Raw genomic sequence first — 13,057 nt, forward strand, 5'->3', positions numbered from 1 at the left:
CCGGCATTTACTGTGCATTGACTAAAACTGAATTAACAAAGGGGCTGTGCAAGCCAGGTGGTGTATGACGGATACGATGCAGTCGTTACTGGACAATATTTATCAGGAAGTATTTCCCATGCTTGGACAGGGCAAGGTCGCAGACTATATTCCTGCCCTGGCATGTGTGGAGCCGCGCCAATTTGGCATCGCTATTTGTGATAATGAGGGAAATGTATATACCGTTGGTGATGCCGAAGTCCCTTTTTCGATTCAAAGTATCTCAAAGGTATTTAATCTGGTGCTTGCCATGAATCATTACGGGGACGGATTGTGGGACAGAGTTGGGTGCGAACCGTCGGGCTTACCTTTCAACTCTCTGGTGCAGCTTGAGTATGAAAATGGTATTCCCAGAAATCCGTTTATCAATGCCGGCGCGCTGGTCATCAGTGACATGAATCAGTCGCGTTTCGCCTCGCCCCATCTCGCGGTACGCGACTTTGTTCGACGTTTGTCGGGGAACCCGGAAATTAATGCTAATCGTATCGTGGCTGATTCTGAGTTTGAGTATCGCGCGCGAAATGCCGCGACGGCTTATTTGATGAAAGCATTCAATAATTTTGAAAACGAAGTGGAAGATGTTTTGCACAGTTATTTTTACAACTGTGCGCTTGAAATGTCCTGTGCTGATCTGGCCCGTGGCGCGAGCTTTCTGGCCAACCGTGGATATTCGCAATGTGCCGGAGAACAGATTTTAAGTCCCAAACAAGCGAGTCAGGTCAATGCGCTGCTGGCAACAAGCGGTATGTATAATGAGGCGGGAAGCTTTGCGTTTCAGGTAGGGTTGCCAGGCAAAAGCGGGGTAGGCGGTGGTATTATCGCAATGGTACCCGGGCGTTTTTCCATCTGCGTTTTTTCTCCGGCACTCAATCATATGGGTAACTCGGCGCTGGGTGTAGCGGCGCTGACCTCGTTGACCAAACATATCAAATGGTCAGTTTACTGATAGCCGGTTAGCTCCATAAAACCGGATCCTTTATGAGTGCCTGATACCGTTACCCGGCCCTCATAATATGCAAATTGTCCCGGGTTCCACTGACCTGACTTGAAGGGCGAAACAGAGATATTAATGTCATGCGCCTGACTGGTGATCTGCCAATTTACAGGGACAGGCTTTTCGTTGATGGTTTCGTAGCCGGTAGGCCTAATGGTTAGATCGCTGTCGGTCAGAGTCCGGGCTGTCCCATCATGCTTTATATAAGTGCCGGTGGTATAAGGTACGGCGTCATCAACGTGCATCTGAAACGCCATGAGTTTATCGCCATTGTCAAAATGAACAGAGAACCAGTCCCAGCCCAGCGCCTCCCGGCGAGCCAGTTGACTGGTCCACTCATGGTCATACCAGGCCTCACCGGACACCGCCCTTTGCGTCCCCTGATGTGTTATGGCGCCGGTCGCCGTTAAAAATGGCTGGCTGTAATAGTAGGATCTGAACTTACCATCTCTGGATTTTACACTCACGCCATTATCGCCATGCCTGATATAGGGGCCGTTATCTTTTACTGTTAAAGAAAGCTGAGTGTGCTGATTAATGCGAAAACGTAATGTGGCCGGGAAGGGCGCATCGCTGTCGCTTTGCCATTGCCAGTCATCTATCCAGGCACTAAAGGGCGCTGAACCAACGCCGGCATTACCCACACCGCCTGCTGCAAAGCGTGACTCGAACGCATGATCGTTTAAAGAATGTAACGATGCATGACCCATCCACTGTTGCGCGTTGGACCAGTTGCTGACAAAACCTGAATCGGTGCCAAAACGAAACAGGGTAAACTGAACGCCATATGGCCTTTCCTGCGCATCTTTCAGAACAAAGGTTAAATACCACCATTCAAGTTCGTAGGCGGGGTGGCTGGCATGATCGGCAGGCAAACTGACGGGATTTTTTGATGTGACCTGTGCGCGCGCTGCGCTCTCGCCGGCGCCGCTAAACAGGCTGGTCCGTTCGCTATCCTTTGAACAGGCCATGAGAACGAGCAACATAAGGATAAAAAACACCGCTTTCACACTGCTGCCTCCTGCCTTAAATCTACGTTTGCTTTTATACGGCCAACCGGTAACAACAACACACAAAGCACAACGACCAGACTGATAAATACACTTTGCATTAATACCGACAAAGTAATATCCATCGGATAATACCAGTAAAATGCATAGCGATTCACCCGACTGATAAAGACCCAGGCCAGCAGAATGCCGAAAGGCACCGCCAGTAATGCCGTTAGTAAACAAAACACCATGTACTGGGCCAGCAACGTAAGTTTTATCTGCCACTGATGCACACCCAGCGCCCGCAGCACACTCAGTTGTGGCCGCAGGTCCATCATCAGCACACTGACAGAAATGGCAAAACACAAACCGGCGACCAGCAAGGTGGATATATTCAACGCATCAGTAACCACAAAGGTCCGATCAAAGGTTTGCATTGAACGGGCAATCAACTTTGAAGCGTCATACGTCTCGCCCAGCGCAGAGAGCGTTGCCTCAGAAGCCGCTGTCTCATCGTACAGGGCAACCACACCGGAAAATCCTTCAGCAGGGGCAAAGCGTGAAACCGGCAGCAGTACCTGTGTGTCAGGGTTACCGTAATCCGGGTAGATACCTGCTATCTGGTAAGATTGTGACGCCAGGCTAGGGGTGCCGCGCGATTTATCACCAGGGTAAACCGCATCAAGGGCAATGGTATCGGCAATCTTTTTGTTAAATGTTAAGGCAAACTGCTGATTAACAAATACCGCTTTGCCCCGGGTAAAGTCCTGCCATGCCTGCTCGGGGTCATTGTTAATCACCGCATCTAATGCCAGACTTTGGCGCGCGCTTTCAGATCCCGGAAAGCTTCTGACCGTCACCCTGCGCGAAGCCATACTTGTAGTTCCCCGAAATACCGCCTGCGCATCCGGCAGGGTAGCGGCGACCTTTTCGTAGGATTGCTCTGTGTACAGGTAAGCCGGGGCAGATAAGCGTTGTGATAACCAGCTTTCGGTTGCCTGTCTGAAACTGTCGGTCATCACATTCATGCCAATATTGGCACTGAGCGCGATAAAAAAAGCACATACTGCCAGCCGGGTTTTGCCTGACAATGTTATCGCGCTGGCCGCCACATAATTTGGCAATACATAACGCGGGGGCACAAGATCTCTGATACGCCGGGTTAAATGTGGCAGCCAGAGTATGATGAGCGCACTGCCACCCAGTAATACAGCCGCCACGCTGACAAGTGCAGACAGTGTGGTATCGGCTAACCACACCAGTAGCCCGGTCACAAGAACAATCGCTGCACTTATAGCGATCCGCCATTTAAGTGGCCACTCAGAAAAACGGACCGATGCAGTTGCGGTGGCCCGCGTAAGTTGCCGCCCTGTGATAACACAAAAGATACTCAGTGCAACGAAGGTGATAAGCAGTGCACCAGAGATGGTCTGTACCAAAAATGGTGCCGGACTGATAAATGCAGAATCGAATAATGCTGAAAATGTTTGTTGCAATACCGGCGTTAGCTGACGCGTCAGGTATAGACCGGCAATGACACCTATTGGTGTGCTGATCAAGCAGTAAACCGCCAGCTCGGCCAGTAAAGCCGCCTGTAACAGACGGGCACTGACGCCCATCTGACGCAAGCGCACGGCGACCGACAGACGGGAGCGATACATCAGTAGCATGGCATTCAATACGATAAATAATGCTACCACTGCCATCAGCACACCCATCGCCCATAAATTCAGACGAAAGCTCTCGCTCAAATTGCCCTTGCTTAGCGTCGTGGAAGCTTGTTCCAGCTGCAGATGCTCGGGCAGCACAGCCTTAACTGCCTGCTGGCGTTCAGGATCTATATTTTCAATGGCAAGAAGTGCTGTAAGCGGATGGGTTTTGGGAGTTACCTGGCCGGTGTAAAATGCGTTGATAGGCACTACCAGTACATCATCTGGCAGGCCGTTTACTGCCCTGACAGACGCGATGGTGTGGCCCGTTTTTCTGATTATTCCACCCGGACAAGCGTATCGTGCTGCCGTTGACGGTGAGGCAAAAGCGACAATTCCGGTAGTTGCTTCCGATGCGCTATAACGCTCACTGGTTACAAGCCATGATTGGGCTACCTGGGTATCAGCACCGATGATATCCAGACCATCCACCTGTTTACCCACCCCTGAGTCATCTGCACATGTCAGCGGGCGCGTATCCTCACTGAGCGCGATCCATTCAGTAAATCCGGCTCGACGCAGGCTGACATAGTCGTTTCGGGTAAGAGGGATATCGTCGTGTGCCGCTGTTATGTGGGCATTGGCAAACACCGAAGGCGTTTGTGAAGCAATGTCACCCTGTCGCGCCCCCTCATTGATAAGCCAGACCGAGGATACGCCGCCGGTTGCAATCAGTAGCGCGATGATAATCAGTACCGGCTCCCAGGGTTTGAATCTGGCCAGCTTCAGCAGGGTAATCAGCACCAGCCTGAGACGATTGATCACGCCGGCTCACTGTGCAGCTGACCGTGCCTTAGCCAGCATTGTTGTGTTGCCATTCGTGCTACATCCTCGCTGTGTGTGACGACCACCAGTGTGGTATCAAGCGATCGGCACAGCGAATACAGTGCGTCAGAGACGGTGTCGCTGGTGTCTTCATCCAGATTCCCGGTCGGCTCATCAGCTAATACCAGTGTGGGTTTATGTACCAACGCCCGGCTGATAGCCACACGCTGTTGCTCACCGCCTGATAACTGATGCGCCGGTTTATTTTTAAGGTGAGTAATCCCCAGCAACGCCATGATATGAAGCTGGTAACTGTCGTCGCTGTTGCCCTTCAGGCGACAGGTGAAAGCAATGTTGTCCCAGACATTCAGACACTCAATCAGGTTATAGCTTTGGAAAATGACCCCCAGTTCACGGCGTCGGAATATGTCCGCATTTTTTTCCGATGAGAATGGCAGTGTCTGGCTGCCAATGGTAATAGAGCCACTATCAGGAGATTCAAACCCGGCGATGAGCGAAAGCAGGGTCGACTTTCCCGAACCCGATGCCCCCCGGATGCTTACCGAATTACCATCACTGACCGTCAGGCTCAAATTATTGAGCACCGGCGCATCGGCATGAGAATATCGCTTACTGATTGCGTTGATATTTATCATAAATTGAGCGCGATAAAGAAGTTACAGGCACAGTGCTGACTACGGGGTAAATGAACGCAAAGCCCAGTAGAGGTGTGCACAAATATACCAATCGGGCAAAAAATTATACGTGCTTTTTATTATCTTTGTCATAAAGCTGTGCCAAGGTACTGGCTGCTAAATAACCAACAACGCCATTTTCATTGGAACTGGCATAACAACAGGAAGCGCTATGAAACGTCTTTTAACATTTTCAGTAAAGCGACCATTGGTTGCAGCAGTAAGTTTGCTGCCTTTAGCGGCCAGCGCGCAAATCGCCAATGCAGATTTTGAAAGCTGGTCTGCCAGTGGTCCGGACAGCTGGACAACAATTGATTCGGGGATCACCGTTAGTCAGAGTAACAGCCTGACCTACTCGGGCAATGCTGCCGCCACCATCGACGTACTAACCGGTGCACAAAGTGATACTGATTTTCGCCAGAGTATTGCAGTGGAAGCCGGTAAGAATTATGAGTTTAGTGTGTGGGTGTACCATACCGAAGGCAATCTTGCGGCCAGACTGTATGTGGATGGATATCAAAACTATTCAGACGACACGCTCACTGGTCAGTGGCAAAAGCTGTCTTACAGTTACACCGCATCGACATCGAAAACCATTGAAGTTGGCCTTCGGTTTTATGATCAAGCCGGTTTTGATGGCGCAGAGCGCGTCTATATTGATAATTTCAGCCCGGCTGCAACCGGCAGTGGCGGGGACGGATGTTCGCAAAACAGCGGGACGTTTTCACTGACTACAGATAACTACGGCAGCGAAACCAGCTGGCAGATCTCAAATAGCGGTGGACAACAAATCGTCAGTGGCAGCGGGTATGCCAGTAATACCACCACAGATACCGCTGTGTGTCTGGCTGATGGAGACTATACGCTAACGGTCTCAGACAGTTATGGTGACGGGATCTGCTGCAGTTATGGCAGCGGACAATACGCACTGGTGGTTGGGGGCCAAACCCTGGCCAGCGGTGGGCAGTTTGTTGCACAGGATGTCACATCATTTTCAGTGGGCAGTACCGGCGGTAGCGGTTCAGATCTTAGTGGCTACTACAGTAGCGCGGACGGATTGACCGGGTATGCACTGAAAACGGAGCTTTACAATATTATCCGTGGTCACAACACGCAGACTTACTCAGACCTGTGGACATTCTATCAAAGCTACGGCGACGATAAGTACTATGAAAATGATGGCAGTATTCTGGATTTTTATTCAGAAAACCCGACCGGAAATGACCCGTATAATTTCACTGCTGGCGCAGACCAGTGCGGCACTTACAGTGGTGAGGGCGATTGTTACAATCGTGAGCATGCGTTTCCGCGCAGCTGGTTTGGCGGTGCGGTAGCGCCCATGAATACCGATGTTCACCATGTGTTCTCGACAGATGGTTATGTTAACGGTCGTCGCAGCAGTTTTCCGTATGGTGAGGTGGGCAGTGCCAGCTATGTATCTGCTAACGGTTCTAAGCTGGGCAATGCCATATCCGGGCTAGGCTACAGTGGGACGGTGTTTGAGCCTATCGATGCGTTTAAAGGTGATGTCGCACGCGCCTACTTTTATATGGCAACCCGTTACGAAGCAAATATTGCTAACTGGGAGACGATCTCAGCATACGGTGATGCAGTGCTAAACGGAACCGACTCGCAGGTATTTGAGTCGTGGTTCCTGGCCATGCTTAAGCAATGGCATGCGCAGGATCCTGTTAGTCAGGCAGAACGCGATCGAAACGATGCTGCTTACAGCTTCCAGGGGAACCGCAACCCATTTGTTGACCATCCTGAGCTGGTCAGTGAAATCTGGGGTAACTGATAAACCTACTGAGCGCCTGCATTTTGCAGGCGTTTTTTGTGTCAGGAAAGGTGCGTATAGAGAATAGATGCGCCAACGATCATCAATGTTACACCACCAAACACTTCCGCTTTATTGCCGATATATTTTCCCAGCCGGTGTCCGGCAAGCGTGCCAATGGTCACCATGGTTGCCGTTGCCAGGCCAATTAACACAGCGGCAAGCACAATGTTCACACTGACAAACGCCAGGCTGACGCCCACGGTCATCGCATCAATGCTGGTGCCGATTGCAGTAAAGATGGTCGCGCCAATAGCATGCTGCGTGACTGCTGATGAACAATCGCTGTCATCGTCATCGTCACCATCTTTCAGGCTATTGATGATCATGTGTAACCCGAGCGCGCCCAGTAGAGTGAAGGCGACCCAGTGATCCCATTGTTCAATGAAAACAGCCCCCGCTGTTCCTATCAACCAACCGATAATCGGTGTCAGCCCTTCAATGGTGCCAAAAATTAATCCGGTTTTAAGCGCATTGGGAATACGCGGGTGCTGTAATGTTGCGCCTTTACCCAGCGAAGCAGCGAATGCATCGGCAGACATGGCAAACGCCAGGGCCAGTAGAGCAAAAAAATTCATAAATAAGTGATAGTAAGTATTTTGAGGTATTGTCGCACAGAAGTGATTATTTGCGTAAGCGTAGCGAGGATATAGCAGTGATTTTGACGGGTGAATGGAAAAATAACAGCGCAGTATATTGACTGCGCTGTCTATCAGTATTGCTTACGTCAGGGCAGCTTAGCCCGCTTCAGTGTCATCTTGTGTTTCGGTTTCTGCCTCATCGACCAACACAACACCTTCACCGGTAACTGTGCCTTCAAACTCCACCACAGTGCCGACTTCAAGCGCAGCGATAAAGGTCTGAGCATCAACGGTTTCGTCATTGATTTCCAGTTCACTGTTTTCATCAAATTGCAGCTCGTAGCCATTGACGGTGATGGTTTGCTCACCAATAGCTTCTACCTGACCTTCCATTGATACGTCAGTGTTATCCGCTTCGTCAGAATCACTATCGTCATCATCACTACCATTACCCGATTTGCCTTTTGACGGCATCACCTTGACGTCTTCTGCTACCAGGCTCGTGTCGTTGTAATCACCCTCAACTTTCACGCGTACAGCGTTATGTTGTTCTACGTAGGTCAGGAAATCTTCCAGAGTCATGTCGTCGCGACTTTCAAACTCGGTATCTTGCGTAAAGCTAACCTGAACGCCAGCAACGGTCATGCCTTCTGCTGTTGCCTGCATGACGTTTCCTTTAATTTTTCCTTCGCGATCATCCTCATCAATGCGCTTCACTTTAAGCGCTATAACGGTGCCGTCATCCGCTTCCCTAGAAGCGATTTTGAGTAAATCGTTAACCAGGATGTCGTCAAAGGTAAAGCGACGTTCCTCCAGCTCAGATTCATCCTCGTACTGGGTGTCACCATCGGTTACAAAGGTGATCCCGTTAACAACAAATGCCTGTGAGTCAGTATCTACACTGGTCACCATGCCTTCAGTTTTCGTGTTGCTGTCACGCTTTTTAAACTCGACTTTCTCTGCAACCCAGTTTTCTTCCACCCGGCTGCCTTCGATATTTACCCAGATGTTCTGAGCAAAATCAGCGCGGTCGCCGTCTTCGAATTCTGTTTCATCGCTAAGTGCAAAGTCATAGCGATTGACCTTGAAGGTGCCCGCAGTTTCGTCGTAGCTGGTAACAACACCGGCGATATCGACATCGTCAATCTCACCGAGATCATCTCTGTCGTCGTCTGAGTTGTTTTCAATTTCAGTTGCAATCAGTGCCGCCGACGTATCGTCACTCAGCGCACCTTCCACTTTCACCATCAGACCATCTGCCAAATCTTCAACTACCATATCGTCAAAGGTGGCCTGGCTGTAATCTATAAGTTGCTGGCCAACCATGAATGTCTTCTGGTCAGTATCAAGACTGCTGACAGCCCCGGTAAGTTTCACGCCCAAATCTTCGGTTTCAAGTTTTACAAAGGTCGCGTAAAAGCCGTCTTCGGTAGCGTAGCCGCTCATCTCAACCCGGTCTCCCACACTCAGTGATTGCGCATCAATTTCATCAAACTCAGTCAAATCATCAAAATAGACATTCTGACCTGCAACGGTAAACCGGGCATTGGTATTATCAATGGCGCTGACTTCGCCTTGTAACGTTTCCTCATAAACAATTTCTGTTGCCTGAGGATCAGTGCCATCCTCAGACTGGGTAGCCAGCACGCGAACCACCATACCCATTTTCAGTCCGGACTCCTGAGCCCCGCTTTTGCCTGAAATAGTAAAAGCAGCACCATCTGACACGTAGCGTTTGCCATTGACATACACACTGCCAAATCCGGTCACTACGCCTTCAACGACAGTCGCATCGGACGGCGATTGTTCAGCAGGTGGTGCAGTGTCGGGGGTGTCGCTGGCGGTATTTTCAGAGCCTGAATCGCTCCCACCGCAGGCTGTCAGTGTAGTGGCAATTGCCAGTGCAAGCAGGGATTTTCCGAACGTCATAATCAAAACCTCATTGTTACAGTGAGGTAAAGGGTATGCGTTTACAATTTTGAAACAATAACTTAGCGGTATAGCAAGCTATAAGTGCGCACAGGAAAGTATAACCAGATTATCTCAGGAATTCTCTATGTGTCTGAATAGTAGCGGTTTTAATTAATTAGTTATGATTAATGTAATTTGCAGATTTTCTTAAGTAAGAGGCTAATGAGGTGGCAGTCCCTTTATGCAGCAGGAGAAAACAGACTGTATTGCTCAGTATACGTTATTAGATTCAGTATTAACGGAAGGCGACGAATGCTCAGTCGAGCGCTTTAGCGTAAATTTGCGACAGGCGGAAGTGCTGATATCCTGAAATGGACGCATATATGCCTGAACAACATTATAGTGCCCTTTATCCCGTCTGCCCAATCCAAAGCGTAAGCGCATAGCCCGCTCAGATATCACCAGTGAGCCAAACAGCCTGTCCCAGACAGCCAGAGCGGTACCAAAGTTTTTATCAAAATGTTTTGGGTTGGTACTATGATGGATTTGGTGTTGTAGCGGGCTGATAAACCATTTCTCCAGCTTGCCCCAGCGCCATTTGACATGGGAATGGCGCAGGTTGCTTCCCAGCATGTTAAAGGCGAATACCAGTGCATTGGCCCCCAGAATATCAAACATGGAAAGCGCGGTACCGAAAAAATAATAACTGATGCCCACAGCAAACCCCTGAGCAACGGCCATCCGTGTTGCGTAAAGAAAGCTCTCGACAGGATGGGAGCGGTACACGGTCATCGGCGTCAGTACCTGAGCGGAGTGATGCACCTTGTGAAAATGCCATAACAGCGGAATTTTGTGCATCATCCAGTGCAGTAAAAAGCGGGTGAAATCGTCGAAAAGAAACAGTATCAGGGTAAACGCGCTGATCACAATGGCGCTGTTTTGAGAGACAGGGGGCTGGTAGCCGAACGCACTTTCCAGCGCATCGCTGATTCCCAGCGCGATAGGCACCATGGTCAGAACAATCGGCGCCCATAACAGCGCCCTGACCAGGCGGTTTATCACATATAGCTGGTAATCTAGCCGTGCGGAGCGATGCAGCCAGACCTTGCGATTAAACAGCTGTCTCACAGCACCCTGTTGTCCGCGCAGGCCAAACTGCGCTGCTGTTACCAGCACGCCAATTAGCAGTGCACCAAGCAGGTAGCCAGCAAATAGCCTGCTATTCGGATCCAAAACCGCTTTCGCCATTTGTCCGAATTCTGTCAGCAGCAGGTCTGTCATTACTGGCTCCCTAAGCGTTTAAAATGCGTATTTAACACCAAGCTGAAACTGGCGGGACATATTCGGACGCGCACCGTACGGCCGGCGACTGACAATATCCTCGTTATCCAGCAGATTGGTAACCTTGGCATAAACCCGACTTTGTGGGGTTAGCTGGTAACCGGCTGAAACATCCACGTTCAATAATGCATCAGTTTCCTTGCCTGCCAGCGTGCTGTCACGTACGTCGCCGGTAAGCGCCTGTTGGGCTGACTCAGGCATACTGTCAGAATACGAAGTCAGAATATGGATATCAACCTTATCGCTGACCAGTCCCAGACTCACTGAAAGCATGTTCTCAGACAAGTAAGGCACCGATGCGCCTTCTTCAACAAATCCCCACTGCGCAAATTCAGAATAAAACGTCTGATTAAATTCCGATTGTGTGTGGGTGTAAGTCACATTAAGTGGTAACGACCAGTTATTCATGACCTGCCACTGACGCTGATAAGACGCTTCAACACCGTAAACATCCACATCCCCGGCCTGGAACGTGGTATCGGTATCACATCCGGCTGAAATGGAACAGGACTCAATCAGGTTTGAATAGTCATTGTAAAAGCCAACCAGCTCGATACGCTGCGCAGGCTGAATAAAGCGCCAGCCAGCTTCAAAGTTGTTACTTTGCTCAACATCAATAGACGCTGACTGAATAGGGCTGGTGGGCACAAATCCCTGATGAAAACCGGCAAATAAGGCATGCTCGCCGGTCAGCTGATAAAACGCACTGATTGCAGGTAACCATATCCGCGTGGATTTATTCTGAAAGTCCTGAGCAAACCCCGGTGCTCTGTTCTGATACTCGCCGTCAATGAACTCTCCGCGAATAGCGGCGGTCAGGGCAAGGGCGCCAAACGATACGGTGTCGCTGGCATAGACAGAGAACGCATCAGTTTGTTCTGTATTGGTGGTGGTCGCCCGGGTTGGCTCGCCGGTAAGCTCAAGCTCGCCTGAACGCATGAAATAATTGGTCGCAGTATGATTACGCTGAATTTCGTCGCTATGATAACGCGCGCCAAGCTCGACCTGATGGGCGAGACCAGCCAGGGTCAAATCCAGGCTGATATCTACCTGCACACCTTGTGAATAATACTCCCTGGCATTGTTACCCAGCACGATTTTTTCGCGTACTGAGCTGTCAGACTGTCCGGTCAAAACGCTGTAATATCCGGTGTTTTGCTCACTGTCCGGATTGGTCAGGATTTCCTGCAAGGTAGGAATTTGTCCGCCCAGGGAGCTTTCAAAACCGTCTATTTTATTCCAGGCGCGCTCGAAATTGTTGCGGTAAACACGGGTAGTTACATCAAACCAGTCGCCGGCCAGAAAGTGTGTCAATTGCAGTTGGTTGTGTTCCCAGTCCATCTGATCCAGGGAGGATGCGGCGTAGCGACGATACGGGTCAGCAGCAAAATCTTCATCCGATAAGCCCAGGTAGGTCTCATTGGACGTTTCTTCGCTGTACCCGCCTTTTACCTGAACATACTGATCAAAATCAGCAGTGCTTAAATCGTAGCGCCACTTGGCCATGAGATCGATCTTTTCAAAACCAGTATCTGCGCCGCTATCCAGCGACTTGAATCCGTCACTGCCGATAGCGATGCCTTCTACCAGAAAACCATGATTGTTAATGGTATTACCGTAATAACCGTGGCCTTTGTAGTAACCCTCTGTCCCACCGGCAATATCAATCTGACCGGTTTGTTCAGCAGGTACCTGCCGCGTTACCAGGTTCAGCGCACCGGCAACCGTATTCGGGCCATAGGCGATAGTTGAAGGCCCCTTGGTAACCTCAACAGCAGTCATTTTACTGACCATAGGAAAATAGTAAGCCGCCGGCGCAGAGTAGGGTGCAGGCCCAATCAGCACACCATCTTCCATGATATTTATTTTTTTACTGCGCTCAGGCGTGACGCCGCGAAATCCAATGTTCGGGCGCAGGCCAAAGCCATCTTCCTGACGAATATTGACACCGGGCACGGTGGCCAGTACACGTGAAATATCGTCAAACTCAAAGGCTTCAAGTGCATCTTCGGTGATGAGTGTGACTGAACCGGCGGTTGTGTCGAGCTGTTGCTGACTGCCTATAATACTAATGTGTTCGATACCGCTGCTCGCAGGCTCAGCCGCGGCAGACGCTGAAAAGGAATGGCAGGCTGCAGCTACCGCAACCGACAGAATACGTAATACATGCTTTTGCATAAAATCGCTGCTCTT

Annotated in this window: 9 protein-coding genes; 2 read left to right on the forward strand and 7 right to left on the reverse strand. The window is 50.1% G+C overall.

Features of this window, described 5'->3' with window-relative positions:
- Nucleotides 1-76 precede the first annotated feature (76 nt).
- The gene (gene glsB / locus HHX48_RS12560; RefSeq protein ID WP_191025864.1) at nt 77-985 is read left to right on the forward strand and encodes a glutaminase B; all 909 of its coding nucleotides are present in this window, start codon (nt 77-79) and stop codon (nt 983-985) included.
- On the opposite strand, the gene HHX48_RS12565 is transcribed toward glsB, so the two are convergent.
- From HHX48_RS12565 to HHX48_RS12575, 3 genes are read right to left on the reverse strand one after another with little or no spacing between them, the layout of a single operon-like run.
- Nucleotides 979-2,043, reverse strand: a complete 1,065-nt coding sequence (locus HHX48_RS12565) for a lipocalin-like domain-containing protein (protein WP_191025625.1) — start codon at nt 2,041-2,043, stop codon at nt 979-981. The genes glsB and HHX48_RS12565 overlap by 7 nt on opposite strands.
- Nucleotides 2,040-4,499, reverse strand: a complete 2,460-nt coding sequence (locus HHX48_RS19085; protein WP_191025627.1) for an ABC transporter permease — start codon at nt 4,497-4,499, stop codon at nt 2,040-2,042. Before HHX48_RS19085 ends, HHX48_RS12565 begins: the two co-directional genes overlap by 4 nt.
- Entirely contained in the window at nt 4,496-5,155 is a 660-nt protein-coding gene (locus tag HHX48_RS12575) for an ABC transporter ATP-binding protein (protein ID WP_191025629.1), read from the reverse strand. Before HHX48_RS12575 ends, HHX48_RS19085 begins: the two co-directional genes overlap by 4 nt.
- Before the next feature lie 211 nt (nt 5,156-5,366).
- Between HHX48_RS12575 and HHX48_RS12580 the strand changes: the two genes are divergently transcribed.
- Nucleotides 5,367-6,992 (forward strand): endonuclease, encoded by a 1,626-nt coding sequence (locus tag HHX48_RS12580; protein WP_191025631.1) that lies wholly within the window; start codon nt 5,367-5,369, stop codon nt 6,990-6,992.
- Nucleotides 6,993-7,033: 41 nt separating this feature from the next.
- Here the strand turns inward: HHX48_RS12580 and HHX48_RS12585 are convergent, their stop codons facing one another.
- The 4 genes from HHX48_RS12585 to HHX48_RS12600 form a co-directional block, all read right to left on the reverse strand.
- The gene (locus HHX48_RS12585) at nt 7,034-7,609 is read right to left on the reverse strand and encodes a manganese efflux pump MntP (protein ID WP_191025633.1); all 576 of its coding nucleotides are present in this window, start codon (nt 7,607-7,609) and stop codon (nt 7,034-7,036) included.
- 159 nt (nt 7,610-7,768) lie between these two features.
- A complete protein-coding gene (locus tag HHX48_RS12590) occupies nt 7,769-9,541 on the reverse strand; it encodes a DUF5666 domain-containing protein (RefSeq protein WP_191025635.1) in 1,773 nt (590 codons plus the stop codon).
- A 252-nt stretch (nt 9,542-9,793) separates the two neighbouring features.
- Complete coding sequence (locus HHX48_RS12595) at nt 9,794-10,804, reverse strand: sterol desaturase family protein (protein ID WP_191025637.1); 1,011 nt, start codon at nt 10,802-10,804, stop codon at nt 9,794-9,796.
- 18 nt (nt 10,805-10,822) lie between these two features.
- Nucleotides 10,823-13,042: a TonB-dependent receptor family protein gene (locus HHX48_RS12600; protein WP_191025639.1), complete on the reverse strand. Its 2,220-nt coding sequence runs from the start codon at nt 13,040-13,042 to the stop codon at nt 10,823-10,825.
- Nucleotides 13,043-13,057: the final 15 nt, after the last annotated feature.

Source organism: Salinimonas profundi, assembly GCF_014750655.1.
GTDB lineage: Bacteria > Pseudomonadota > Gammaproteobacteria > Enterobacterales > Alteromonadaceae > Alteromonas > Alteromonas profundi_A.